The organism is Pseudoalteromonas arctica, from assembly GCF_012927645.1.
In the GTDB taxonomy this organism is placed as follows: domain Bacteria; phylum Pseudomonadota; class Gammaproteobacteria; order Enterobacterales; family Alteromonadaceae; genus Pseudoalteromonas; species Pseudoalteromonas arctica_A.
In genome coordinates this window covers 22973-49711 of record NZ_JABBMT010000011.1, presented here as the reverse complement: position 1 = coordinate 49711, position 26739 = coordinate 22973, and the positions used below count along the sequence as shown (strand labels likewise).

At 41.4% G+C, this 26739-nt stretch carries 28 protein-coding genes; 10 read left to right on the top strand and 18 right to left on the bottom strand.

Features of this window, described 5'->3' with window-relative positions; translation table 11 throughout:
- Positions 1 to 153: 153 nt before the first annotated feature.
- On the top strand, positions 154 to 870 hold the full coding sequence (locus HHO47_RS09230; RefSeq protein WP_169020033.1) for an SIMPL domain-containing protein: 717 nt from the start codon (positions 154 to 156) through the stop codon (positions 868 to 870).
- Here HHO47_RS09230 and HHO47_RS09225 read toward each other — a convergent pair.
- The 9 genes from HHO47_RS09225 to HHO47_RS09185 all read right to left on the bottom strand — a co-directional run bounded on the left by HHO47_RS09225 (position 859) and on the right by HHO47_RS09185 (position 8561).
- On the bottom strand, positions 859 to 1305 hold the full coding sequence (locus tag HHO47_RS09225; protein WP_169020032.1) for a hypothetical protein: 447 nt from the start codon (positions 1303 to 1305) through the stop codon (positions 859 to 861). The two genes, HHO47_RS09230 and HHO47_RS09225, sit on opposite strands and share 12 nt — an antisense overlap.
- Entirely contained in the window at positions 1298 to 2125 is an 828-nt protein-coding gene (locus HHO47_RS09220) for an oligosaccharide flippase family protein (protein WP_169020031.1), read from the bottom strand. The genes HHO47_RS09225 and HHO47_RS09220 overlap by 8 nt, the downstream gene beginning before the upstream one ends.
- A gap of 148 nt (positions 2126 to 2273) precedes the next feature.
- Entirely contained in the window at positions 2274 to 4106 is a 1833-nt protein-coding gene (locus tag HHO47_RS09215) for a DUF885 domain-containing protein (protein WP_169020030.1), read from the bottom strand.
- An 81-nt stretch (positions 4107 to 4187) separates the two neighbouring features.
- Positions 4188 to 5327, bottom strand: coding sequence for a radical SAM family heme chaperone HemW (hemW, locus tag HHO47_RS09210; RefSeq protein WP_169020029.1), 1140 nt, complete (start codon positions 5325 to 5327; stop codon positions 4188 to 4190).
- Positions 5324 to 5923 carry an XTP/dITP diphosphatase gene (locus tag HHO47_RS09205; RefSeq protein WP_169020028.1) on the bottom strand — a complete coding sequence of 200 codons (600 nt, stop codon included), beginning with the start codon at positions 5921 to 5923 and terminating at the stop codon, positions 5324 to 5326. The genes hemW and HHO47_RS09205 overlap by 4 nt, the downstream gene beginning before the upstream one ends.
- Before the next feature lie 3 nt (positions 5924 to 5926).
- Positions 5927 to 6370 (bottom strand): DUF4426 domain-containing protein, encoded by a 444-nt coding sequence (locus HHO47_RS09200; RefSeq protein WP_169020027.1) that lies wholly within the window; start codon positions 6368 to 6370, stop codon positions 5927 to 5929.
- A gap of 51 nt (positions 6371 to 6421) precedes the next feature.
- Positions 6422 to 6955: a YggT family protein gene (locus HHO47_RS09195; RefSeq protein ID WP_169020026.1), complete on the bottom strand. Its 534-nt coding sequence runs from the start codon at positions 6953 to 6955 to the stop codon at positions 6422 to 6424.
- Positions 6956 to 7013: 58 nt separating this feature from the next.
- Complete coding sequence (gene proC, locus HHO47_RS09190; protein WP_169020025.1) at positions 7014 to 7835, bottom strand: pyrroline-5-carboxylate reductase; 822 nt, start codon at positions 7833 to 7835, stop codon at positions 7014 to 7016.
- 3 nt (positions 7836 to 7838) lie between these two features.
- Positions 7839 to 8561, bottom strand: coding sequence for a YggS family pyridoxal phosphate-dependent enzyme (locus tag HHO47_RS09185; protein ID WP_169020024.1), 723 nt, complete (start codon positions 8559 to 8561; stop codon positions 7839 to 7841).
- Between the two features lie 2 nt (positions 8562 to 8563).
- Between HHO47_RS09185 and HHO47_RS09180 the strand changes: the two genes are divergently transcribed.
- The gene (locus tag HHO47_RS09180) at positions 8564 to 9604 is read left to right on the top strand and encodes a type IV pilus twitching motility protein PilT (RefSeq protein WP_169020023.1); all 1041 of its coding nucleotides are present in this window, start codon (positions 8564 to 8566) and stop codon (positions 9602 to 9604) included.
- Positions 9605 to 9620: 16 nt separating this feature from the next.
- Positions 9621 to 10751 carry a PilT/PilU family type 4a pilus ATPase gene (locus HHO47_RS09175; RefSeq protein WP_169020022.1) on the top strand — a complete coding sequence of 377 codons (1131 nt, stop codon included), beginning with the start codon at positions 9621 to 9623 and terminating at the stop codon, positions 10749 to 10751.
- Positions 10752 to 10848: 97 nt separating this feature from the next.
- Here the strand turns inward: HHO47_RS09175 and ruvX are convergent, their stop codons facing one another.
- The 6 genes from ruvX to HHO47_RS09145 all read right to left on the bottom strand — a co-directional run bounded on the left by ruvX (position 10849) and on the right by HHO47_RS09145 (position 15157).
- Complete coding sequence (ruvX, locus tag HHO47_RS09170; RefSeq protein ID WP_169020021.1) at positions 10849 to 11295, bottom strand: Holliday junction resolvase RuvX; 447 nt, start codon at positions 11293 to 11295, stop codon at positions 10849 to 10851.
- 36 nt (positions 11296 to 11331) lie between these two features.
- A complete protein-coding gene (locus HHO47_RS09165) occupies positions 11332 to 11889 on the bottom strand; it encodes a YqgE/AlgH family protein (RefSeq protein ID WP_169020020.1) in 558 nt (185 codons plus the stop codon).
- Between the two features lie 27 nt (positions 11890 to 11916).
- Positions 11917 to 12870, bottom strand: a complete 954-nt coding sequence (gene gshB, locus HHO47_RS09160; RefSeq protein WP_169020019.1) for a glutathione synthase — start codon at positions 12868 to 12870, stop codon at positions 11917 to 11919.
- Between the two features lie 55 nt (positions 12871 to 12925).
- Positions 12926 to 13660: a 16S rRNA (uracil(1498)-N(3))-methyltransferase gene (gene rsmE, locus HHO47_RS09155; RefSeq protein WP_169020018.1), complete on the bottom strand. Its 735-nt coding sequence runs from the start codon at positions 13658 to 13660 to the stop codon at positions 12926 to 12928.
- A gap of 105 nt (positions 13661 to 13765) precedes the next feature.
- Positions 13766 to 14239: a hypothetical protein gene (locus HHO47_RS09150; RefSeq protein WP_169020017.1), complete on the bottom strand. Its 474-nt coding sequence runs from the start codon at positions 14237 to 14239 to the stop codon at positions 13766 to 13768.
- Positions 14240 to 14269: 30 nt separating this feature from the next.
- Positions 14270 to 15157 (bottom strand): hypothetical protein, encoded by an 888-nt coding sequence (locus HHO47_RS09145; RefSeq protein ID WP_169020016.1) that lies wholly within the window; start codon positions 15155 to 15157, stop codon positions 14270 to 14272.
- Between the two features lie 73 nt (positions 15158 to 15230).
- Between HHO47_RS09145 and glnE the strand changes: the two genes are divergently transcribed.
- Entirely contained in the window at positions 15231 to 18029 is a 2799-nt protein-coding gene (gene glnE / locus HHO47_RS09140; protein ID WP_169020015.1) for a bifunctional [glutamate--ammonia ligase]-adenylyl-L-tyrosine phosphorylase/[glutamate--ammonia-ligase] adenylyltransferase, read from the top strand.
- Here glnE and HHO47_RS09135 read toward each other — a convergent pair.
- The 3 genes from HHO47_RS09135 to tolC form a co-directional block, all read right to left on the bottom strand.
- A complete protein-coding gene (locus tag HHO47_RS09135; RefSeq protein ID WP_169020014.1) occupies positions 18026 to 18598 on the bottom strand; it encodes a TcpQ domain-containing protein in 573 nt (190 codons plus the stop codon). The genes glnE and HHO47_RS09135 overlap by 4 nt on opposite strands.
- Positions 18599 to 18652: 54 nt before the next feature.
- Positions 18653 to 19579, bottom strand: coding sequence for an LpxL/LpxP family Kdo(2)-lipid IV(A) lauroyl/palmitoleoyl acyltransferase (lpxL, locus tag HHO47_RS09130; protein ID WP_169020013.1), 927 nt, complete (start codon positions 19577 to 19579; stop codon positions 18653 to 18655).
- 105 nt (positions 19580 to 19684) lie between these two features.
- A complete protein-coding gene (tolC, locus tag HHO47_RS09125; protein WP_169020012.1) occupies positions 19685 to 21028 on the bottom strand; it encodes an outer membrane channel protein TolC in 1344 nt (447 codons plus the stop codon).
- A gap of 162 nt (positions 21029 to 21190) precedes the next feature.
- Between tolC and HHO47_RS09120 the strand changes: the two genes are divergently transcribed.
- The 6 genes from HHO47_RS09120 (at position 21191) to HHO47_RS09095 (ending at position 26737) form a co-directional block, all read left to right on the top strand.
- Complete coding sequence (locus HHO47_RS09120; RefSeq protein WP_169020011.1) at positions 21191 to 21817, top strand: NUDIX domain-containing protein; 627 nt, start codon at positions 21191 to 21193, stop codon at positions 21815 to 21817.
- A 44-nt stretch (positions 21818 to 21861) separates the two neighbouring features.
- Positions 21862 to 22320 carry a DUF1249 domain-containing protein gene (locus HHO47_RS09115; RefSeq protein WP_432651933.1) on the top strand — a complete coding sequence of 153 codons (459 nt, stop codon included), beginning with the start codon at positions 21862 to 21864 and terminating at the stop codon, positions 22318 to 22320.
- Positions 22307 to 23098 carry a metallophosphoesterase gene (locus HHO47_RS09110; RefSeq protein ID WP_169020079.1) on the top strand — a complete coding sequence of 264 codons (792 nt, stop codon included), beginning with the start codon at positions 22307 to 22309 and terminating at the stop codon, positions 23096 to 23098. The genes HHO47_RS09115 and HHO47_RS09110 overlap by 14 nt, the downstream gene beginning before the upstream one ends.
- A complete protein-coding gene (locus HHO47_RS09105) occupies positions 23083 to 23643 on the top strand; it encodes a YqiA/YcfP family alpha/beta fold hydrolase (RefSeq protein ID WP_169020010.1) in 561 nt (186 codons plus the stop codon). Before HHO47_RS09110 ends, HHO47_RS09105 begins: the two co-directional genes overlap by 16 nt.
- A gap of 31 nt (positions 23644 to 23674) precedes the next feature.
- The gene (gene parE, locus HHO47_RS09100; RefSeq protein ID WP_169020009.1) at positions 23675 to 25564 is read left to right on the top strand and encodes a DNA topoisomerase IV subunit B; all 1890 of its coding nucleotides are present in this window, start codon (positions 23675 to 23677) and stop codon (positions 25562 to 25564) included.
- A gap of 75 nt (positions 25565 to 25639) precedes the next feature.
- Positions 25640 to 26737: a PQQ-dependent sugar dehydrogenase gene (locus HHO47_RS09095; RefSeq protein WP_169020008.1), complete on the top strand. Its 1098-nt coding sequence runs from the start codon at positions 25640 to 25642 to the stop codon at positions 26735 to 26737.
- Positions 26738 to 26739 lie beyond the last annotated feature (2 nt).

The following is a 26739-nucleotide window of genomic DNA, read 5'->3' as shown; positions in this document are numbered from 1 at the left end:
TATTTGTTTTTTAGCGAGGTGATGCATAGAATCTTTTTGCTAACGACGCTCGCATCTTGAGGTGGTTTGGGTATATGCTCAATGTAACCTGTTTAGGTGGATTTTTCGAGCATCATAACCACATATAATTGATTATTATCAAAGGATCATTAAATGAATAAGTCAAATGGGTATTACCAGTTGCTTGGCGCAGCTGTCTTGGGTGTTGCCATACTTGGCTGCGGATGGATTTTAAAATCCGCAGCACTTGATGTAAAAAATATGGAGCGTACGGTTGTGGTTAAAGGATTAGCTGAGCGTGAAGTAACTGCTGATACAGTGATCTGGCCGGTACAATTTAGTGATGCGGACAATAACCTCGAAAAGTTAGTTGAACGCGTTGAGCAGAAAAATGCCGCAGTGATCGCTTTTTTAAAACTGCATGGCTTTGATGAACAAGAGATCAGTCAAGGTAGACAATCAATTGTTGATAAACAAGCGCGGGAATACGGCGCTGAAAATCAACAATTTCGCTATATTGCCCGCGCTAATATTACCGTGTATTCGCAGCAGCCCGATAAAGTGCAAAATGCCTTAACTAAAGTGGGTCAGCTAGCTAAACAAGGCATTGCGATTGTGCAAGATAATTATGAAACCCGCATTGAATATTTGTTCTCAGGGCTAAATAATATAAAACCAGCAATGGTGCAAGAAGCAACTGAAAAAGCTCGCGAAGTGGCATTAAAATTTGCCAAGGACTCACAGTCAAAACTTGGTAAAATTCGCACCGCAAGACAAGGACAATTTAGCATCATAGACCGAGATTCAAATACCCCGCAGATCAAAAAAGTGCGAGTTGTAACCAGCGTCGAATATTATTTATCTGATTGAGGATGGTTTATTATGGGTGCCTAATAATACAGCTACTGGCACCCGCATGGTTTTAACTATTATCGCTACCCGACATAGTGCACCAAGTATAAAACCAAAACTAAATGCAGTGGCGACTCCAATTATCCCGTAGCGGTCTTTTAAACACCAAGCCACTATCAAGGTAATGCTAGTGGCGGCTAATAAAACATATAAGTTATGTAATGGATTACCGTTTAACTTAATGATACTGCTGGCCAATATTCGCGCTGGCAAAAACAATTGACCCAGTAACAATATCAGCAGTAACTGATGCCCTGCTTCGAGTTGCTTTTCACCATAGAGCGTAAGTAAAGGGTGGGCAATCACTGCTAAGGTGATAATTGCGCCGCAATTTAACTTCCATAACAAGCGCATCAGTTCACTGACTTGCTGATAGGGAGCGGTGTTAGCCATCAAAATAGGTTTCAAAAACTGGCTGGCGGCGTTCCCTATGATAGTTAATAACCCTGCGATTAAAATCACAGGAAAAAACACACTGACGCCAGTGGCCCCAAACCAATGATGCACCAGCAACACATCTAACTTTGCAACCAACACTGTTCCGGCGCCACTTGCCAACATAATTAACGATGAGCTGCACCATTGCTTTGTTTGGTAGCGAGCGGGGCTTGGCTCGATAGTCTTTTTTATCAACCAATACTGATAAATCACCACACACTAAAGCGCTAAATAGTAACTGGCAAATAACAGCCAGTGATAGTCCACCGCCAATCATAAATACCATAAAACAGAAGAGTGTGGTCAAAATCTCAAATAAACATTGCTGTGTAAACAATCCCACTTTGGTTTTATTGAGCGCAATTAAAAAGGCCGCTTGGCTTTGCATTATTGCTCCCACAGGCACTAATAGCAGTAAATAAAAAATATGCTCTTTGGCTGTTTGGTGGGGAGAAACATAGCTAAATGTAGCCACCACACAGCTGACCAATAAGATACCAAACAAACACGATGCAACTAAATAGACACGCTTAAGCCCTTGCAGTAAATCATGTTGTTGAGCTTTGTAGAGCGGATAACTCAAGCGCATTAATGAGGCTGAAAATCCCATGCTGGCAGGTAATAGCAATATTTCACACAGTGCAAGCAGTGCGCCGAAAGTACCAAATTGCTCAGCACTGAGCAGTCGGGCTAAAAATAAAGTCAGTAAAATACGACTAAAATGATTAAGTGCTGTAAAGCTACTTAAAGATAAAAATTGTTTATATACATCCATGTTTTTATAAGCTATGCCAACCCAATATGTTGCTTGTGTGTCAATTGCTTTATCCTAGCGTAAAGCAATTGTTGGTCAAGTGTTTATTTTTCAGGCAATAAAAAAGGCCGTAGGTACGGCCTTTATGTATGTTATAAAGTAAGCATGCTTAAACTGCTAGCTTACCTGCAACCCATTCATCAACAAAGCTCTCAAGTACGTTAAGTGGCACAGCACCATTTTTAAGTACTACATCGTGGAATTGGCGAATATCAAACTTGTCGCCTAGTTTTACTTTCGCAGCTTCTCGTAGCTCTAAAATCTTCAGCATACCCACTTTGTAAGCCGTTGCTTGTGAAGGCATTACAATGTGACGCTCAACCATTTTAACGCCGTCAGAAGTGGCGTTAGGGGTGTTATTCACGTAGTAATCAATACCCTGTTGGCGAGTCCACTTCATTTCGTGGATACCAGTATCAACCACCAATCTGCATGCGCGCCATAACTCCATTGATAAACGGCCAAAGTCTGAATAAGGGTCTGCATACATGCCCATTTCTTTTGGTAATAACTCTGAGTACAAGCCCCAGCCCTCTATATAGGCAGTGTAGCCACCGAATTTACGGAACTTAGGCACATCTTCAAGCTCTTGCGAAATTGCAATTTGCATGTGGTGACCAGGAATACCTTCGTGATAAGCCAGTGCCTCCATTTGATACGTTGGCATTGCTTCCATGTCGTAAAGGTTAGCGTAGTAAATACCTGGGCGTGAGCCATCCGGTGCAGGTTGTTGATAAAATGCTTTACCTGCGGCTTTTTCACGGAATGCTTCTACTGCTTTTACTTTTAAGTCGGCTTTTGGTTTAACAATGAATAGCTCGTCTAAGCGTGACTTCATAGTGTTGATAAGTCCAGTTGCTTCATCAAGGTAGCGTTGTTTACCTTGTGCAGTATTTGGATAGTAAAACTGTTTATCAGTTTTCATAAACTGCATAAAGGCTTTTAAATCGCCTTTAAAGCCAACTTTTTCTTTGATTTGGCGCATTTCGTCATGAATACGTGAAACTTCAGCTAAACCAATAGTGTGGATTTCTTTAGCGGTTAAATCAGTGGTAGTAGTGCGCGCTAATGCGTTGTTGTAAAACGCTTCGCCATCAGGAAACTTCCATGCACCATCACGATCATCAGCACGCTTTTTAAGCTGTGCTAAGTAATTAATCAACTTAGAGTAAGATGGTTTTACAGCCGCTTTGAGGGCTTTTTCAGCATCGCTGATCAACGCGTCTTTATCAGCTTGAGCAATTTCAAGCTTTGCAACTTTACGTTTAAAGTCGGCAAGTAAGGTGGAATCATCACCTTGTTCAAATGGCGCGCCGTGAATGATATTTTTACTTGAATCAATTACATGCGGGAATACAAATTTAGGGGCGATAATGCCTTTATCAGCACGAACTGCTAAATCGGTGAGCAGTTGATCAATAACCGTAGTTACGCCATTTAAACGTGAGATATAGGCTTTGGCATCGGCAACATCAGCAATCTGGTGTTGGTTGATTAAAAAGGCCGGGATCATTGAGTGAGTACCAAACATTTGGTTCACTGGGTAGTTATGATAGCGCCATTTAAAATCAGCAATGCTGTTTTCAAGATCTTGCTTTTTAAGGTCATAACTAACTTTTGTGGTGTCATCGAGGAGTTCTCGGTTAATTGCGTTTAATGCCACTAAATCATCTTTTTTTTGTTGATGATCTTTCAGCACGCGCGCTTCGCTACCGTCATCCCATTTGTCGTAGTCTTGTTTGATACCCATGTATGTTTGATAAACTGGGCTGCTCATTACATCACGATTAAAAGTATTTTCGAAAAACGCATTGGCTTTGTCTATTTCGCTTTGTACTGGTTGTGCTTGTACAGTTGGCGTGCTTTGTTGCTCAGGTGTTTGCTGGCAACCACCTAGCAGTGCAATACTCACTGCGGCGGCGATAAAGGTAAGTTTACGCATGTTTTCCCTTTTGTTGTTAGAAACCATTGAAGGTTATTATTAATTATTAGTATGTATTTGTTAGTAAAGTTTGTGTTGTTATTACACAAACAATTCTAGCAGGTCATTTAAAAAACGATGACCTTTTTGGCTTACCTGCCAGTGATGGCTATCCGTTTGATTAAGCAAACCCTTGGCAATGGCTTGTTGCAGCGCATCAGCTTGGCTTTGCAGCGGTAACTGAGTTAAGGCTGTGAAGTCACTAATTGGGCAGGCTTCAAATAACCGTAAGCGATTCATAAAGAATTCAAACGGTAAGTCGTGCTGTTCAACTGGCCACTGTTTAAATAAGTAGGGCTTAGCTAAATCCATATAACCGCGAGGATGTTTTACTTTCTCAGTGCGGGTAATGATGCCTGTTTTAGCATCGGTTATCTTACCATGGGCACCACAACCAATGCCTAAATAATCGCCAAAACGCCAATAATTCAAGTTATGTTGGCATTGGAAGCCCGGTTTTGCATAGCCAGAAATTTCATATTGCTGATAACCTGCTTCAGTAAGTAAAGCTTGGCCTTGCTCTTGAATATCCCACAAGGTGTCATCGGCCGGTAACGTTGGCGGTTTAGAGGCAAATTGAGTATTGGCTTCAATCGTTAACTGATACCACGAAATATGTGGCGGATTAAGAGCGATGACTTTTTTCAAGTCGCTCAGCGCATCAGTAACAGATTGCCCCGGTAAGCCGTGCATTAAATCAAGATTAAAGCTTTTTAAACCAGCTTCATGAGCTTGCTCTGCGGCATAAGTGGCTTCATTCGCGCCGTGAATACGCCCCAACGCTTTGAGTTTGTCATTTTGCATGCTCTGCACACCAATCGAAATACGATTAATGCCAGCTGCCACATAGTCTTTAAAGCGACCGGTTTCAACCGTACCAGGGTTGGCTTCTAAGGTGATCTCGCAGTTTTCACTTAGGCCAATTAATGAATCCACCGCCGTTAATAAATTAACGTAGGCCTCACCGGTTAATAAGCTAGGCGTGCCACCGCCAATAAAGATCGAATGAATTTTTCGCCCTTGCACAAGGTGTAAGTCAGTTTTTAAATCATCAATTAAATGCTGTACATATTCTTTTTCAGGAATGTCGCCTTTTTGACCGTGACTATTAAAATCACAATACGGGCATTTTTGTACGCACCAAGGTACGTGCACATATAAACTTAATGGTGGCAAATTCACAGGCCGCCTTTGAGCTTAAGCTCAGTTAGTAAGTTTTGTAATGCTTGGCCACGGTGGCTAATGGCATTTTTTTGTTCTTTAGTTAATTGTGCGCTGGTGCATTGAAGTGTTGGTACATAAAAAATAGGATCATAACCAAAGCCACCTTGCCCGTCTTGGTTTTGAGTAATTTGCCCTTCCCAGCTCGCACTGCAAATCAGTGGGGTAGGGTCATCGGCGTGGCGCATTAGCACTAGTACACACCAAAATCGCGCTGTACGAATAGGGTTATCACCCAATTCTTTTAATAACTTATTGATATTGTCTTGATCGCTGGCGTGCTCGCCTGCATAACGTGCTGAGTAAACACCTGGTGCACCATTTAAGGCATCAACTTCTAATCCTGAGTCGTCTGCAATAGCTGGTAGCCCCGTTATTTTTGCAGCATGACGCGCTTTAATAATAGCGTTTTCAACAAAGGTGGTGCCAGTTTCGGCGACTTCTGGCACGTTAAAATCGCTTTGTGGTACAACGCTTATTTCAAGCGGATTTAGCATCTGCGCTAATTCGTTGACTTTACCCGGATTGCCAGTGGCTAACACTAAAGTTTTTTTCATGAATTAATCTACGTAAAATTTTTGTTGGAACTGCAGCTTTTGAAATTGATTACCTTGTTGTATTTCAATTTCAAAGCGCAGAATTTCTTCGTTAGTAAAATCAACTTGCGCGAGGTAATAAATTGCATCGCCTTCAATGACCTCTTTAAAATCTAAGGTTTGTTTATTACCGAGTAAATTTCTAGCTGTACCTTTTAGAATAGCGGTTTGCGCTGTGGCATCGGTATCTTTTTTAAGAATTGAAATATTTACAATACCCTTATAACCACTACGTTCTAGGCTATAGGTTTTGGCTATTTGTGGTTGAATAAAGGTTGACGGAAATGCAATGTAATGTACTTGCCATGGGCCGAGTTCTTTGTATTGTGCGCCTTGCATTTGTTCACTGTGAGCACTAAAGGTAATGCCTGCCAGTGCAAAAAATAAAATACTTGCGAGCTTTTTCATAAATGACTCTTAAAGGAAGAGGCCTAGTAGGCCTCTGTGTTAATAATAAAGTTAGCCGACTAAGTCCATAAACAAAAACTGGGCAAATTGCAGTGCAATAATTAACACTAAAATTGATAAGTCTAAGCCACCTAGCGGTGGTAATACTTTACGAATAGGTCTTAGCATTGGCTCTGTTAGTTGGTGAAAAACCGCTTCGATTGGATTGTTACCTTGACTTACCCAGCTTAATAGTGCGCGAATAACTAACACCCAAAACAGTAAGTTTAAGCCTTCTTTAATCACCGTTACTAGCGCATTTAACAGTACAAAGCCAACTTCCCATGTCGCGCCTACTAAAAATATCAGAGCAGTAATTTTTGCAGCTGCGACAATGAACGCCAGTAATAATGAGGCTAAGTCTAGACCACCTAACCCTGGAATAATTTTACGCAGTGGATTAACAGCAAATGAAGTCGCTTTGACTACAAATTGACTCAACGGATTGTAGAAATCAGCCTTGGCGGCTTGTAGCCAAAAGCGCATTAATACGACCATTAAAAATAGATCGAATAGTGTGCTTATTAAAAATTGCATGGCGGTCATAACTTACCTTAATTAAAAAACCTTAAACGTAAATAGGGCTAAAAGCTGAAAAGTGCTTTTAAAGTTCTTGTTCCATTTGTTCGGCACGGGTAATACAGGCACCCATTGCATCAGCAACAGTTCCTGTTAGGCCGTGTGCTTTTAAATGTTCAACGGCTGCATGGGTGGTGCCGCCTTTTGATGTTACATTAGCGCGTAATTGCGAAATACTAATATCAGGTTGTGATACCGCCATTTCAGCTGCGCCTAATGCGGTTTGCTGTACTAAGCGACGCGCGTCTTCATCGCTAAATCCCAGTGCTTTGGCTTTTTCTTCTATGGCTTCCATAAATAAGAAAAAGTAAGCCGGTGATGAACCCGTTACGGCAATAACATCGTTAATTTGCGATTCTTGCTCAACCCACACGGCAATACCTGTACATTCAAATACTTGCTGCACAAATTCATGTTCTTGTTCGGTTTCGCCGGCACCAAATAAACCAGATACACCGCGTCCTAATAGAGACGGGGTATTTGGCATACAACGTACCATTTTTACGTCTTGACCAAGCATTTCGCGTAATCGCTTAATGGTTAAACCCGCAGCCACTGAAATAAACAGTTTATCGCTAAAGTCGATACCAGAATCTTGAAATGATTGGCATAAGTCGGCCATCATTTGTGGCTTTACAGATAACACAATAACATCGGCATCGCGCAGTGCTGCGTTGTTATCTGCGGTGGTTTTAACCCCGAAATCTGTTGCAACCTTAGCGAGTTTTTCGTGGTTACGATTGGTTGCAATAATATTTGATGCAGCAAACCCTTTCTTTACCATGCCGCCAATAATGGCGTAGCTCATATTACCTGTGCCTATGAATGCGATTGTTTTATCTGTCATATCTTAGTTATCACCTTTTCGTTGGCCAAAAATATCCGTGCCGATGCGCACCATGGTTGAACCTGCTGCAATTGCAGTCTCGACATCGCCACTCATCCCCATCGACAGGATGTCTATTTGAGGATATTGGGCTTTAAGTCTATCAAAGCAAGCACGTAATTGCTCAAAATATTGTATTTGTTGCTGTGGATCGTCAGTTTTGGCTGGGATCGCCATCACTCCACGCAATTCTAAATTAGGGCAATGTTGAATATATTTAGCTAAGCTATCGAGCTCATCAGGGTGGCAACCAGATTTAGCCGCTTCTAAGCTGATATTTACTTGGATCAGTGCTTTTAGCGGGTGCATAGTCACAGGGCGTTGATCATTCAGGCGTTTTGCTATTTTTTCACGGTCAATACTTTGCACCCAATCAAAGTGTTGTGCCACTGCTGCGGTTTTATTTGATTGAATTGGGCCGATGAAATGCCAAACGATATCGCTATAATTTGCTAATTGAGTTATTTTATCAACAGCTTCTTGAACGTATGACTCACCAAATTCTCGGTGACCGTGTTGATAAGCCGCTAGAATAAATTCAGTAGGTTTAGTTTTTGATACTGCTAATAAGCAAACATCATGTTCGTTACGATGATGTTTTTTTGCCGCGAGGGCAATTCTAGCATAGGCGGATTTAAGTCGTTCTGCTATTGTAACCATATAATTATCAGTTAGTTGTGGAGTCATAAATGGATATTACCGAATTATTGGCCTTTAGTGTGCAGCACAAAGCATCCGATTTACACTTATCATCAGGGGTCGCGCCAATGATCCGTGTTGATGGTGATGTGCGACGTATTAATATACCAGCGCTGGAAAACAAAGATGTTAACAGCTTAGTGTACGATATTATGAACGATAATCAACGTAAGGACTACGAACAAAACCTTGAAGTGGATTTTTCGTTTGAAGTGCCAAACTTAGCGCGTTTTCGTGTTAATGCCTTTAACTCTAATCGAGGTCCAGCTGCTGTATTTCGTACCATTCCTAGTGAAGTGCTGACACTTGATGATTTAGGTGCGCCAGATATATTTAAAACAATCTCAGATACGCCGCGTGGACTGGTATTGGTAACGGGCCCTACCGGCTCTGGTAAATCGACCACATTGGCAGCGATGGTGGATCATATAAATCAACATAAGCATCATCATATTTTAACCATCGAAGACCCTATTGAGTTTGTGCACGACAATAAGCTATCGTTGATTAATCAACGTGAAGTGCATCGCGATACGCATAGTTTTTCTAATGCACTACGTAGTGCTTTACGTGAAGACCCAGACGTGATCTTGGTTGGTGAGTTGCGTGATTTAGAAACCATTCGCCTCGCAATGAGCGCAGCTGAAACCGGCCATTTAGTATTTGGCACTTTGCATACCACCTCTGCGCCAAAAACCATTGACCGTATTATCGATGTGTTTCCTGGTGAAGAAAAAAGCATGATCCGCTCAATGCTTTCAGAGTCATTACGCGCAGTTATTTCACAAACCCTGTTGAAAAAAATTGGTGGCGGGCGGGTCGCCGCCCATGAAATTATGATTGCAGTGCCTGCGATCCGTAACCTTATCCGCGAAGATAAAATTGCGCAAATGTATTCGTCGATTCAAACTGGCGCATCGCATGGTATGCAAACTATGGATCAGTGTTTAATCAATTTAGTGAATCACGGTGTTGTTAGCAATGCTGAAGCGCGTGCTAAAGCACAAGATAAAAATAATTTCGGTGGTTAGGCCCGTAGGAACAGTAATGACACATTCTCTTGATTACTTTTTACATTTGATGATTGAAAAGCAAGGTTCGGATTTATTTGTATCGAGCCAATTGCCAGTCAGCGCAAAGATTAATGGCGAATTGATAGCACTGGGCGACGAAAAAATATCAGACGAGCAGTCGCTTGAGTTAGTTGAATCAGCGATGAGCGAAAAACAAAAAGCAGAATTTCATAATACCAAAGAGTGTAATTTTGCAATTGCCACAGATGAAGGACGTTTTAGGATCTCGGCATTTTGGCAGCGAGACTGTGCAGGTATGGTTATTCGCCGCATCGTAACACAAATTCCTAATGTTGCTGAGCTTGGTTTACCGTCGACATTGACCGATGTGATCATGGCTAAACGTGGTTTAGTGCTGTTTGTCGGTGGTACTGGCACCGGTAAATCAACGTCGTTAGCTGCATTGTTAGGTTACCGTAACCGTAATCAGCGTGGGCATATCTTGACCATTGAAGACCCAATTGAATTTGTTCATGAACATCGCAAAAGTATTATTACTCAGCGTGAAGTTGGCTTAGATACGGAAAGTTTTGAGGCGGCGTTAAAAAGCTCATTACGCCAAGCCCCTGATGTAATCTTAATTGGTGAAATACGTTCGCAAGAGACCATGGAATATGCACTTAGTTTTGCTGAAACCGGGCATTTATGTGTTGCTACATTACATGCCAATAACGCTAATCAAGCAATTGACCGTATTATGCATTTGGTGCCTAAAGAAAAGCACGATAAGCTAAAGTATGATCTATCCTTAAATCTACGCGCTATTATAGCACAACAACTAGTGCCTACAGCTGATGGCAATGGTCGAGTAGCTGCTATCGAAATTTTATTGAATACCCCGATTATCGGCGAGCTTATCAAAAAAGGCGACATTGGCGGCATAAAAGAAGCCATGGCTAAAGCGAAAGACATGGGGATGCAAACCTTTGATCAGGCGTTATTTGAGCTCTATAAACAGCAACGTATCAACTATGCAGATGCGTTACATCATGCTGATTCGCCTAACGATTTACGTTTGATGATCAAGCTTCGAAATAATGAACAGCAAGGGGCTGGTTTTTTACAGGGAGTAACCATTGACGGGTTAGAGCCAAAAGATCCGTAGTATGAAAAAGCGCATAAAATGGTTACTTAAACAGCTGGTTTTTATGTTGTTAGTAACTCATTTTTTGCGATGGCGACAGCTCAATCGATTGCTATTCTTATCCGTAAGCTTGCTCAAAGAAACTTTCCAAAATAATAACAGCCGACATATTATCGACATTTCCTTTACCTAAGCTACGGTAACCGCCTTGCTCAAATAATCGTGCTTTTGCATCTGCGGTGGTTAAACGTTCGTCTTGGGTTTCTACAGGCAGTCCATAGTGATTATGTAAGCGGTTGGCAAACTTTTTAGCTTTAAAGGTGACTTCTTGATTTGTGCCATCCATATTAAGCGGTAATCCAACCACCAGTAAATCAGGTTGCCAATTATCGACATGCTTTTTAATAAAATCCCAATTTGGAATACCATCTTTCGCTTTGATCGCGGTTAGGCTCGATGCGGTTCCTGTGAGTTCTTGGCCGATAGCAACACCAATGCTGGTGGTGCCAAAATCAAAGCCCATTACGGTACGTTCACCTTTGGGCTTTAGTTGTTTTTTAGTCATGCTATCTCTGTGCTTTAAAATTGTGGTTGACCATGCTTATGCATGGCCAGCTTCCGAACTTAATTGGCTAATATCAAAACCGAGCGTCGCGACAGCTTTTTCCCAGCGTTGCTCTATTGGTGTGTTAAAAATAATATCAGGATCGGCTTTTATAATGAGCCATGAATTTTCGAGTAGTTCTTGTTCGAGCTGGCCTTGCTCCCAACCCGCATAGCCCAGTGTAATAATAAACTGCTCCGGTGCTTGGGCTGTGGTTAAACTTGCTAACACATCTTTGGATGTGGTGATCATAATTTCGCTACTAAGTTCTTGGCTTGCGCTATAACCTGCTTTTGGAGAATGCAGTACAAAACCACGATCGGTTTTTACCGGTCCTCCTGCAAATACCGCAACACTTGCTGCCTGGGTTGATTTGTCGTTATCAATCTCTATTTTGTCGAGCAAGTCGCCGACTGTAATATTGATTGGCTGGTTGATCACCAGCCCCATAGCCCCGTCTTCATTGTGCTCACAAATATACGCGACAGCACGTTTAAAAAAAGGGTCTTGCATTGATGGCATTGCGATTAAAAAATGATTTTCTAATGATTGCATAACGATACCCCTTATTATTAAATCACATTAAGTATGGCTCAGTTTTCTTTCTATGGCATCAAATAAACGGCCGGTGATTGAAATATCATAGGCAGCTTCAATTTCTTTGACGCAGGTAGGTGCTGTAACGTTTATTTCTGTTAGCTTATCACCAATGATATCGAGACCGACAAAAATAAGCCCTTTGGCTTTTAATGTTGGTGCCACGGCTTCGGCAATTCTACGATCTGAATCACTAATTGGGCGTGCTTCACCACGGCCACCAACTGCTAAGTTACCACGTGTTTCGCCATTTTGTGGAATGCGGGCTAGGCAATATGGGATCACTTCGCCATCGACCACTAATACGCGTTTATCACCTTGCTTGATTTCGGGGATATAGTTTTGTGCCATGGCAAAACGGTTACCATGCTCGGTGAGTGTTTCACAAATAACCCCGATGTTGGCGTCATCTTCTCGAACGCGGAAAATAGAAGCGCCACCCATACCATCTAAAGGTTTTAGAATGATGTCTTTATGTTCAGCCAAAAAAGCCCGAACTTGGTGCTTACAACGGGTTACTAACGTGTCAGGGGTATGCTCACTAAACCAGGCGGTGAATAACTTTTCGTTTGCATCGCGTAGGCTTTGTGGCTTATTAATAATAAGTGTGCCTGCAAGTTCAGCACGTTCTAAGATGTAAGTTGCGTAAATGTATTCAGTATCAAATGGTGGATCTTTACGCATTAAAATAACATCTAAATCAGCTAGGGCAATAGTGGCCTTTTCTGCAAGCTCATACCAATGGTTTTCATCATCAAATACGGTTGCTTTAGCTGCGGTTGCATAGGCTTTGCCTTTACGTAATGAAAGATCGTTCATTTCCATGTAGTAAATGTCATAACCACGGCTTTGGGCTTGCATCATCATTGCAAATCCAGTGTCTTTTTTGATGTTAAACCCGCTGATCGGATCTGAAATTATACCTAACTTAATTGCCATGTTCGCTTGCCTTACTGAATATATTGCTATTGATATGAGGGTAGTTCTACTAATTTCAATTAGCTAAATCGCCAAATTGTAGCTGTAATGCACTTAAGACCGTTAAAGCGGCAGTTTCTGTTCGTAACACGCGAGGACCAATACGAATATCAACAAATTCTTGTTGTTTGGTTTGGGCTATTTCATCATCGGTGAAGCCACCTTCAGGGCCAACTAAAAACCGCACGCCAGCACTTGGTACTTTGATTGTTTTGATACTGTGCTCTGCACGAGGGTGGAGGGTGAGTTTAATTTCATCACTGCTTTGTGTAAGCCATTGGCTGATGTCAATGGGGGGATGAATAGTGGTGATCCGGTTACGACCAGATTGCTCTGCTGCAGCAATCGCTATTTTTTGCCATTGCTGGTGTTTTTTTGCAAGTCGCTCGGCGCTTAATTTAACGCCACAACGCTGGCTAAAAATAGGGGTGATTTCAGTGATCCCTAATTCAACAGATTTTTGAATGGTAAAGTCCATTTTATCACCGCGAGAAATCCCTTGGCCTAGGTGAATACTCAGCGGTGATTCAACATCTTTGTCATTAAATTCAAGCGGCATTGCAACCACTGATTTTTTTCCTACTTCAATGAGTTCGCAAAGATATTCGCCGCCTTGGCCATTAAACAACGAAATATGCTCACTGACTTTCATCCGTAATACGCGACCAATGTGGCCTGCGGCATCATCTTCTAACTGAAGCTCAGTGGCAATTACAATAGGACTTGCTTGATAAATATGAGGAACTCGCATGATGACCTTTAACAAAAATAGCTAATATCGTTATGGTATGTAAGTCATCTCTGAGGTGCAAATACTTATTGTGAGTCAGTGGTAATTAGTTAAGCGCTATTTTAGCTAATTATTAAGCTTTTCACATAATGCGTCTAAACTTTGTGGTGTTTCGGCTATTTCGGTTTGACATGATAAGTGATTATTTTGTGCTATGTCTGTGACTGGTTCAAACAGATAGCCATCATCGGCTTCCTTAATTAAAAACCGTACAGAATGTAAAGAGTTGAATATAAAACGTTGTTTATCATCAGCTAATAAATAATCGGTTTGATTAAATAATACGCCAGTAATATTATGATGTTCATGTAAATAACTCGCCAGCTCTGACACGCTAATTTCATTACTAAAATCGCAGTAGCAATAATCTTTAATCAACTGATCAAACATTAATTTAACTAAGTGACGGGTATTTGCACCAGCAACAACAAGGGTACTGGGACAGGTTCCGTGTGGCTGAGCGAAATAGTGTTCAGTGAATTGCCGGCTGAATTCACTGTCGTTGTCGATCAGTAGATAGTTATTTACTTCAAACGGCATAAGGCTCCACGTATTACGTCATTTTCAATATTAAATTGAAAACATACTTATTAGTAAATAGCCTATAGCGCTGAAAACAGCAAATTCAATGCAAGCTATTCCAATATTATCCTGATGATCAATTTCAAGCGCAGTATCAATGTTTGGCAGTGAGATAAGCTTGATTATAGTCGTTAATAGGTATAGTAATAACCACATAGTGCCGCAATGTAAAGCTAATGTGAATAAATTCTCAACCATTTTACCGCTGTGAAAAGTGGCACTGGCAAGACCCGCATAAATAGCTAATGCAAGGCCAATCGATTTACCAGCATAACGAATGCCAATTGAGGTGTTTTCTAAATTAAAGTTACTTTGTAATGACGCCCCTTGATTGGCGCGAGCAAAGCGATATTCACGGAATTTACTGTCTAAGGCAAAAATAGTTTGCAGTAAAAAGAAGCTGACAAAGGCAATCAGTAAGCTGCTAAACCCTTGGGTATGAGACCAACTGTAAAGCCCTAATGTAATAATACAGTTAGCGATCAACATGCCTGAATCCACCAACGCGGCACAGACATTTTGCTTTAGTATGGCGGCTTCTTCATTAAAACGGTGCAAAATCCATTTGCGGTGGATCAAGTGGCCTACCTTAATAAAAGTAAACAGCAGTACTATTAGTACAATCATTTTAAGCGGGTTTGATTGGGCTGCGTTGATATTAATTTCATCAAATAAAAATGCTACAGTCGCGATCACCACACTGATTTCTGACGCAAAACTAATTCCTAGGGCAAAATTGTCATGTTGCGCAAGTTCTTCTTTTAATGCTTGTTTAGCCTTGAGTTGACTTACTACCCGCAAACAAATAACAGCTAAACAAATAACCATAAAACAGATAGCAATCGCGAGTAAACTAGTGTTAGATAAAGATAACATTGAGAACCTAGAGTGGTTATTATTATGTTAACTATTCTAGTACGGTTACGACTGATATAAAAGAGAGTATTTGATGACACCAGGCGAACAACTCCCCACAGTGCTGCAGGCCCTAGGTAGCGAACGTTTTTTTCAGCTATATCCCGAGCTTCCTGCTAATAAATTAATTATTGATCTATTAGGCTTGAGTGACTTTGCCTGGCGTTGCCTGCAATCGCAACCACAGTTAATTGAGATGTTGCTTTGTGATACGCAAATGAGTTTGCGAGATTGCCCCAATCCATTTCAAGACTCAAATTTGGCGGAAGTGGACGAAGCACAGTGCCATAAAATTTTACGCCGTTACCGAGAGCGTTATTGGCTAAAAGTAGCGTGTTTAGATTTGTGTTTTTGCAATGACATCGCTGATAGCATTGGCTATATCTCGGCTTTAGCCGATCAGCTAATTGATAGTGCCAATAACTGGGCATTTGCCCTGGTTGCTCAGGTTAATGGGCAACCACTTGATGAGCAACAGCAACCACTGGCGATGTTGGTATTAGGAATGGGTAAGTTAGGTGGCAAAGAGCTTAACTATTCGTCAGATATCGACTTAATTTTTTCTTATCCGCGTAGTGTAAAAACTCAAGGTGGGCGGCGCTCTTTAGAAGCACAAGTGTTTTACACTAAAGTGGCACAAAAGCTGATTGCCGCACTTAATCAAACAACGGTTGATGGACAAGTATTTAGGGTCGATATGCGGCTGCGACCTTTTGGTGAAAGTGGCCCCTTGGTGATGAGTTTTAATGCCATGGAAGATTACTACCAAGATCAAGGCCGTGAGTGGGAACGCTATGCGATGCTCAAAGGGCGTTTAATTGGCCCAAAAACGCGTTATTGTGATGAGTTTTATCAGTTATTAAAGCCTTTTGTGTATCGTCGCTATATTGATTTTTCAGTGATTGAATCGCTGCGTAAAATGAAGCAAATGATAGCTCAAGAAGTACGTCGTAAGCGCTTAACCAACAATATAAAACTAGGCGCTGGTGGGATCCGTGAAGTTGAGTTTGTGGTGCAAGCATTGCAAATGGTACGAGGTGGTCGTGAAGCCAATTTACAAACACAATCATTACAAAAAGCGTTAGCTGAATTAGAAAATACTCAAGTTATTGGCGCAGATGAAGCAAAACTATTACGCCACAATTATTTGTTTTTAAGGCGAGTTGAGCAATATTTGCAGATTTTTGCAGATCAACAAACGCAAACATTGCCAGACGATGCCCTGAACCAACAACGGTTAAATTACCTGTTAGAGCAGAGTGACTTCAGTGCATCTTTAGCGCAAATAAATGACATTATGGCCGGCATACACAGTGAATTTGAACAAGTTGTTGGTTATGAAAGTGAGCCTGTTGATCCTTGCGAAAGTGCTTTTATAAGTGCTTGGGAAGACACCGATATAAGTGTTTTAACCGATCCAAATGATGCATGGCAAATGCCATTAGAAGACTTTAAAGCCCGCTTAACAAAAACTAACATTGGTCATCGTGGCCGCGATATTCTCGATAAACTCATGCCGTTAATGCTAAAGCAACTGTCAGATAGTCAAGTAAGTGGTGAGGTATTTAGTATGATCTGCCAAGTATTAAGCAAGGTTATTTCGCGAACTGCCTATTTAGAGTTGCTGTTTGAAAACCAAGGCGCGTTAAAGCAGCTTGTTTCGTTGTGTTGTCATAGTAAATGGATTGGTGAGCATATTTCGCGTTACCCGATTTTACTTGATGAGCTTATCGACCCTGCGGTGCTGTATAAGCCTACACCACTGACGGCATATAAAGACGAAATACGACAGTATTTTTTACGTATTGATAGCACAGACTTAGAGCAGCAAATGGAAGCACTGCGTCAGTTTAAACAAACTCATCAATTACGCATTGCTGCTGCTGATGCAACTGGTGTGTTAGATGTAATGAAAGTAAGCGATCATTTAACTGCATTAGCCGAAGCGATAGTTGATCAAGCGGTGAACCTTGCTTGGCAGCAAATGGCGCAGCGTTTTGGTATTCCGCCTAATACTGATGAAGAGCACAAGGGCTTTGCTGTAATAGCGTATGGTAAAACGGGTGGTTTTGAGGTGGGTTATGATTCTGATCTCGATTTAGTTTTTGTACATAACAGTGATGGTTCAGAGCAAACTAACGGCAGCAAAGCGATTGATTCACGGCAGTTTTATTTAAAATTAGCACAGCGACTCATGCATTTATTTAATACTCGTACGGCGTCGGGCATTTTATATGAACTAGATACGCGGTTACGCCCTGAAGGGGCCTCTGGATTAATGGCAATCAATCTTGAGAGCTTTAACCACTATCAGCAAACGCAAGCTTGGACATGGGAACATCAAGCGCTAGTGCGTTCTCGGATGATTTTTGGGCAACCCGAATTACAGCAGCGCTTTGCGCAAATTCGCTTAGGCATTTTGTGCCAGCAGCGCGACCCGCAAAAGCTTAAAGACGATGTGATCACCATGCGTGAAAAAATGCGCACACATTTAGCGAAAGGCAACGATATTGAGTTTGATTTAAAACAAGATACTGGCGGGATTGCTGATATTGAGTTTCTAACTCAATATTTAGTACTTGATAACGCTTATAGCTTGGAGCAACTAACTACTTACTCAGACAACGTAAGGATTTTAACCGATGCGGCAAGGCTTGGTTGTATTCGTGATGAGATCATGCAAGGGCTTATTACAGCTTATATTGATTATCGCTCGCGTTACCATGTGTTGAGCTTAGATCAGCAGGGACGTTGTGTAACAAAAGCTGAATTTGCGAAAGACATCGCATTTGTTACACAAGCATGGCAGCAGATATTTGAGTTAAGCGCTTAACTTCTTAGGCGCTTACAGTTTTCGCGTACATATTCAGAGGGCCGCTCGGTGATCACGGCTGCTCGCTGCTTAAAACAAAAGAAGGTGTAAACTTCGTTTTCAAAGTCATCATTGATCGCTCGGCCAACTTGATAAAGCGTTGAATTAAAATTGCTATCCACTCGAAAGTGTTCTTTGATCACATAGTCTTTGCTTAAATACCAATACAGAGCAATGTCTTCATCGCGTGCGTAGTCGGTTAACACTTTTTTTAAAGTCGAGCCATTTTCAAAGCGTCTCGGCATTAACTCCCCAGTCCAATTTGGTGACGATGGTTCAACAACTTTAGCACGCTCGGTCAGCGCCGCATCTATATTTATATTCGGATTAGCTAATTTTAGTACGTATTTATCGCGTTCATTACTTTTATTTACCTGTTTGCGTAATGATGAATAAAAACGTGATAAACCTTGCGCAGCCGCATTTTTAGTATCTTTCATATCCATGACTGGACCACGGCCTAATAAAAAATAAATCGCTGCGGCAATTAAAATGGCAGCTAGTGATAAATGCTTAACCCAAAACCACATGGCTCATACTCTTGTATTTATATTTACTAATAAAAGCATATTACAGCGGCGTTGTCACTTGTAATAAGAGGGGGCGTTCTCATCAGGCCTAGTTTTAAAGCGTCGATGAACCCACATATACTGTTCTGGTGCGGCATTAATCGCTTCTTCAATGCGCTGATTTACACGAGTCACATCGGCGAGGTTATCGCCAGATGGAAAGTTTTCAAGCATGGGGCGTACTTCTAAATGATATTTCCCCTGTTCGTCACGTCGACTTATAAGACTGACGGTTTCACAGTGCTTACTGGCTGAAAATAGCAAAGTCCCAGTGGTTGTTGCGGTATCTTTAACTGCAAAAAAAGGTGCAAATTCACAACGTTGGCGGCCATAATCTTGATCGGGTAAGTAATAACATAACTTTTTATTTTTTAAGGCTTTGAGTAGGCCTTTAACATCGCGTTTACCAACCACAAATTCATTTGAGCGTAAACGTCCATTGGTAATAAAGTACTCCATTAGCGGATTATTATGGGGGCGGTAAAAACCGATACCTTGATAATGCAACCCCATGATACGGCTTGCCATTTCAAGATGCAGTATATGTGGGACTATCATTAGAATCCCTTTACCAGATTGTTGTATTTGCTCAAAGTATTCAAGCCCTTTAACCGAGCCATAAACTTTTTTTACACGCCAATCAGGCCACCACCATGACATGGCTGTTTCAATCATACCTATGCCGGTATTTTCTAAGTTCGAAAGTACTAATGCTTGTTGTTCGGCTGCGGGCATATCTGGAAAGCAGCGCTTAATATTGACTTCAGCGATATGGCGGCGACTTTTCATAAAGCGATGAACTAAGCGACCTAGCAGTCGGCCTAAGGCAAGTTGTAATTTCTGCGGTAGCCAAGAAATTATATACAAAATAAATACGCCAAACCAAGTAAACCAATAACGAGGGCCCAAGAAAGACCATTTAAATGGGGAGTTGTTGACCACAGAAGTATCTCATATGCAAAAGAAGCTAGTTTAACTGGATGAATAAAAAAATACAAAAAAGCCAGCAAGTTGCTGGCTTTTAAATGAAGTACGTAAAGCCTGTCTCTATTGGGTTTCTTTTAAACCTTGGTTGATGGCTTGTAAATCATTACTTGTTAACGTGCCCGCAGCCTGTTTTAAGCGCAGCGTTGATACAACGTAGCGATAACGTACATCTGCGAGGTTACGTTTGGCGTTAAATAAGTTTTGTGTACTGACCAGTACGTCAACAATAGTACGAGTACCCACTTCAAAACCAGCTTCAGTGGCTTTTAATGCGCTTTGTGCAGAAACTACGGCTTGTTCAAGTGCTTTAAAGGTAGCAATATCTGATACAACTTGGTTATAAGAGGTGATCACCGAGCGGGTTACGCCACGTAGACTCGCTTCTAGGTCTTCACTTGCAGCAACATAAAAAGCACGTGCTTGCTCAGTCGCTGCCGTAGTCGCACCCCCTGAATATATTGGCACACTAAAGTTAATGCCAATATTTGTACTATCACCACGTGGGCGTGCAGTGTTGCTATTGCTATCAGTTAGTGTATCACCGTAGCTGGCATCTAAAGTTAGCTTAGGGTAATGGCCCGCTTGTGCTAAATCAATTTGATCTTTAGCGATATCAACCGTTACTTTAGAGACTTGCAGAGTTAAATTATTTTGTTCTGCTAGCTTAATGTAATCGGGTGATTTTTTTGTTGGTGGAACTGTAGAGAAAGTCTCAGTGTTTAACATATCCAGTTTGGCGTGGTATTTCCCGGTAATTTCGCGAAGCTGCTCACGGGCAGTTTCAACACCGTTTTTGGCAACTATTTCGCGGGCAACCGAATTATCGAATTGTGCTTGCGCTTCATGCACATCGGTAATTGCCGTCAAGCCTACAGCATAACGTTGTTTGGTTTGCTCAAGTTGACGTTCAATAGCGCGTTTTTCAGATTGTACAAATTCTAAGTTATCAATCGAACTTAATACGTTGAAATAGCCATCAGCAACACGAACAATTAAGTCTTGCTTGGCAAAATCATATTGAGCAGTAGCTTGCAGCGCTTGTTTGTCTGCAATACCGAGTGAATTCCATGCACCTAAATCAAACAGTGTTTGGCTTAGTTTAAGACCACGGCTGAATGAATCTGAATCGGTGTCGACCTTGGTATAACCTGCTGCATCAGTACCATTAAATGATGTGCTATCGGTTTTTTCATACCCCATAGAAAACCCGATTTGTGGCAACAATGCGCTCATCGCACGATCACTGTTATAAGCCTGTGCATTTGCTTGGGCTTTTGCTTTTAAAACAGTAGGATCGTTAGCTGTGGCAATTTCATAAACTTGTAATAAGTCTTCTGCATTTGACGCTGTGGCAGTTAATGCGCAAGATATACCAATCAGCGCAGCAAGAATGTTTTTTTTCATTATTCGTTCAGTCCTTAGACAATTTACGTTCTAAAAGCATGGTAACCTGTTTTACTTAAGAACAAAAAAAAATTTGCGTAAAACAGCGAAAATAAGTGTAACAGAATATAAGTAAGTATCTAGGTTGAAATTCAAGTAATAACATGTGTAATAGGAAACTTCATGGCTGCTAAAAAACTCACAAAATTTACCAAACAACACGTTAAAATTGCTCCTATAAAAGCACTTTATAGCGGCTTTTTTAAGATTAACTTATATCAGTTTGAGCATGCATTATTTGCGGGCGGTCAATCAGCGACGATCCGCCGTGAGATACTCGAACGCGGTGACGCAGTTGCAGTTTTACCGTATGATCCCATAACAGACAGTATTTTGCTGATAGAACAAATACGTATTGGCGCGATAAAAAGTAAACAGTCACCTTGGTTATTAGAATGTATAGCAGGCATGACCGATGGCAGTACTGATTATGAAGATGTCGCTCGGCGCGAAGCATTTGAAGAAGCGGGTTTGGTACTGAGCGAATTGGAATTTATGCTATCGTATCTGTCAAGCCCAGGAGGAACCACTGAGCGGTTACACCTTTATCTTGCAAAAACTGATTTAAGCCAGCTGCAAAGTGACGTGTATGGACTTGCAACTGAAGGTGAAGATATTAAAACGCATATTCTCAGTTTTGATGATGCAATGGCGCGTTTAGCAACAGGTGAGATAGATAATGCTGCTTCAGTAATCTCATTGCAGTGGTTAGCGCTTAATCGCGAACGTATCATTCTGCAACGCAACTAAAATAGTAATAGACTACCCTTAACCTCTAACTTTATGGCGGTAACGTGACAGCACTTGCAGTGAAACAACGATATATTCAGAGTCTTCCTAAATACTTGATGCTATGTGAGCATAACTACTTACGTGCTTTAAAATTATTGCCCAGTGAGCGCAAAGAAGGCAATACACGTCAAGTACAATTGGCTAGTAACCAGTTTGTAATTAAGGTTGATGGCTGTGCTAGATACACAATGGATATTTCAATAACGCAATTAACCGGTATGTTAAAAGGGTTTACTCCGCTGTTTTTGACTGTGCGCTTATATCATGATGCAAAAGTTGCTGAAATAATTCACCATGATTACTATCAAAGGATCAAACCTTCATATGGTTATCCTAATCCGCAAATGCATCAAAAGGATGAAAAGTATCAACTTAATGCGTTTTTGTATGATTGGTTAGTGGCGTGTGTTGAAAGTGGCCGTGCGGTACTTAACTGGGATATAAATGATGGCCTGGTTTGATGAATCTGCGCAGTTCAATAATACGCAGCTGCGCTTAGCGCATATAACCGATTGTCATTTATTTGCAGACCCACAAGGGGAGTATTTTGCGGTTAACACCGCTGAGCACTTTTCTCGCGCACTTGCAGATATGGCAAACCAGTCATTAGACGCCGTGATCTTTGGTGGCGATTTAACCCAAGATCACAGTTTTGCATCATATTTGTTGTTTGCCCAGTTGATTGCCGATTCTGCGCTTACTTGCCCTGTTTTTTGGCTGCCAGGTAATCATGATGATATCAGTGCGATGCAGCGTATTTCTGGTGGTCAAATCAATAGCGCAAAGCGGTTAATTGCTGATGGTTTTGAAGTGTTGCTAATTAGCTCTAAAGGGCCAACACCAGCGGGTTGGGTAAGCGAAGCCGATTTAAATGAACTCGCTGATTTATTAGCAACGTCACAGTTGCCGAGCGTGGCTTTTTGCCACCATAATCCATTACCTATTAATGGTTACCTAGACAAGCATATGCTCGAAAATGGCCCGCAATTACTTAATGTATTGCATAATAGCGCGTTAGTAAGGCAGTTATTCCATGGTCATGTTCACAATGACTACCAATTGAAATTTAGGAGTATTGAGGTTTTTGCTACGCCAGCAAGCTCAGTGCAGTTTACGAAATACACCGATGACTGGCAGCAACACAACGCAGGCCCTGGTTATCGGTTGTTGACAATAACAAAGCCAATAACTACTGATAAGTTATTAATTAATTCGGAGCTAATATGGCTCGGCGAGTAATTTATATTCATGGTTTTAATAGCAGCGAACACTCATTTAAAGCTGTCCGCTTTGGTGAGTATATGGCACACTACGGTGTTGATTATTGTGTGCCACGGCTCAGCCATGAACCGTTTTATGCGATAGTTCAAATTGAGCAATTATTAACGCCAAATACTGTATTACTTGGTAGTTCTTTAGGTGGTTTTTACGCCACTTATTTATCGCAAAAATATCAGTTACCAGCAGTGGTCATAAACCCTGCAGTTAAGCCTTATTTATTATTGGGTTCTTTGCTAGGGGCAAACTATAATCCTTATCAGGATAGCCATTACGAGCTCAACAATAGTCATATTAACGCGTTAAAATCACTGTCGATACCCAGCTTAGAGCGCCCATCATTACTGTATTTATTACAGCAAACGGGTGACGAAGTACTGGATTATCAACAGGCCGTAAAATATTATTCACAATGCAAGCAACAGATAGAATTTGGTGGTGATCATAGCTTTGTTGGCTTTGAAGACTCCATTGCTAGTATTGTAGATTTTCTTAAAATCACGTAAAACATAGCTAAGCGCATAAAAGATAAAAACTATGAGTCAGCAAAATTATAACGCCGAAGCCATTGAAGTATTAAATGGGTTAGAACCTGTTAAACGCCGCCCTGGTATGTACACTGACACCACCCGTCCTAATCACTTAGGGCAAGAGGTTATTGATAACAGTGTCGATGAAGCCATGGCCGGACATGCCACTAGAATTGATGTCATTTTGCATGAAGATAACTCGCTAGAAGTCAGCGATGATGGCCGTGGTATGCCTATTGATATTCACCCAGAAGAAGGTATTCCGGGGGTCGAATTGATTTTTACCAAGCTGCATGCTGGTGGTAAGTTCTCTAATAAAAACTACCAATTTTCAGGTGGTTTGCACGGGGTAGGGATCTCCGTGGTCAATGCATTATCAACGCGCGTTGAAGTGGTTGTGCGCCGTGATGCACAGCAATATATGATGGCGTTTGAAAGCGGTGATAAAGTTGAGGATCTTCATGTCATAGGCTCCGTAGGTAAGCGCAATACAGGTACAACTGTACGTTTTTGGCCTGATGTAAGCTACTTTGATTCAGCTAATTTCTCGTTGACTAAATTACATCATTTATTAAAAGCGAAAGCCGTACTTTGCCCAGGCTTACGTATTAAGTTTGTTAATAAACAAACCAAAGAAAGCCAAGAGTGGTATTACGAAACAGGCCTAAAAGACTACTTAAACGAAGCTGTTAAAGGTTATGAAGTACTGCCAAAAGACCCATTTACCGGTGAGTTTTCAAGTTCAACGGAAGGTGCTGATTGGGCTGTTGTTTGGTTACCTGAAGGCGGTGAATCGATAGCTGAAAGTTACGTTAACTTAATACCAACTGCGCAAGGCGGTACTCACGTAAATGGTTTGCGACAAGGTTTACTTGAGGCTATGCGTGAGTTTTGTGAATTTAGAAACTTACTGCCGCGTGGCGTTAAGCTCACCCCAGATGATATTTGGGAACGGTGTAGCTACGTTTTATCAGTGAAAATGCAAGATCCACAATTTGCCGGCCAAACCAAAGAGAAATTATCTTCTCGTTCGTGCTCGGCATTTGTATCTGGGGTAGTAAAAGATGCATTCAGTTTATGGTTAAATGAGCACACCGATACTGCTGAGTTACTGTCAGAATTATGTATTTCTAATGCACAAAAACGTCTTCGCGCAGCCAAAAAAGTGGTGCGAAAGCGTGTTACCGCAGGTCCCGCATTACCGGGCAAACTAACTGATTGTAGCGCTGCAGATAACGACCGTACTGAGCTGTTTTTAGTAGAAGGTGACTCAGCTGGCGGCTCAGCTAAACAAGCACGTGATCGTGAGTTTCAGGCAATAATGCCGCTTCGCGGTAAAATTTTGAATACTTGGGAAGTTGAATCAGGGCAAATTTTAGCGTCACAAGAGGTGCATGATATTTCTGTGGCGCTGGGGATCGACCCTGACTCAACTGATATCTCTTTGTTGCGCTATAATAAAGTTTGTATTTTAGCGGATGCTGATTCGGATGGACTGCATATTGCGACTTTATTGTGTGCGCTGTTTGTTCGTCATTTTCCAACCTTAGTCAAAGAAGGGCATGTTTACGTTGCTATGCCGCCGTTGTTTAGAATCGACATTGGTAAAGATGTTTATTATGCCCTTGATGAAGATGAAAAGTCCGGCATTCTAGCGCGTATTGAAGCAGAGAAAAAACGCGGTAAAGTCAACGTACAGCGTTTCAAAGGCTTGGGTGAAATGAACCCATTGCAACTACGTGAAACGACCATGGATCCTAATACTCGTCGCTTAGTTCAGCTAACCTTAGAGGATGAAGTTGAAACCATGGAAATGATGGATATGTTGCTGGCTAAAAAGCGCTCATCAGATCGTCGTCAATGGCTAGAAGATCATGGTAACCGTGCTCAAGTGTGATTTTTAAAAGTTTTTTGATAAAGCGGATAAAGTGTTATATGCAGCGAAGCAGCATGCTCAAATTGGGTGAAATCGATGAATAAATTACTAGTTTCTCTACTAACTTTAGGCTTGCTAAGTACTCCCTTAGCAGCAAAAGAAATTCTTAAAGAGCTCAGTGTTCCAGATGGTTTTACCGTAAACATATTTGCCAGTGATGTGGAAAATGCACGGCAATTAGCAGTATCTAAAAAAGGTATTGTGTATGTTGGTTCGCGTAGAGCGGGAAATGTGTATGCACTGATTGATCATAATAGCGATGGCGTTGCTGATAAACAAATTTTGGTGGCCAGTGGTTTAACTATGCCTTCGGGTTTAGCGCTCAAAGATGGCGACTTATATGTTGCTGAAGTACAACGTATTATTCGCTTCAAAAATATTGATACACAATTGAAAGCACCTAAATATGAAGTGGTTTACGACGCATTACCGACAGAGCGTCATCACGGCTGGAAGTTTTTACGCTTTTCACCAACCGGCGAGCTGATCATTCCTGTGGGTGTACCTTGTAATATTTGCGGCGAAGATGAACGTTATGGGCGTATATTTTCTTTAGATATCAACACCAAGCAAATGACAACATTAGCGCAAGGTGTTCGTAATTCTGTTGGTTTTGATTTTCATCCCAGTACCCAAGCCATGTGGTTTAGTGATAATGGCCGCGACATGATGGGTGATGACATACCGCCTGATGAACTAAACCGACTAACAACCGAAGGTGAACATTTTGGTTTTCCGTATGTGCATGCAGGCGCCATCTTAGATCCTGAATTTGGTAAAGGTAAAAATATTGCCGATTACAGTGCCCCAGCTTTAGCCCTGGGTGCGCATGTAGCTCCATTAGGGATTCATTTTTATCAAGGTAAACAATTTCCTGCTAGCTACAAGCAGCAATTATTTGTTGCAGAGCATGGCTCGTGGAACCGCAGTAAAAAATCCGGGTATAAAGTGGCTGTTGCCACCGTTGAGCAAGGACGTGTGATAAAATACACGCCGTTTATTACGGGCTTTATGAAAAACGAAGAAACATTGGGTCGTCCGGTTGCTTTTGCAGAACTTGCCGATGGCAGCTTATTGATCTCCGATGATTATGCCAATGTGATCTACCGTGTAAGCTATAAAAAAATTAAGTAGGC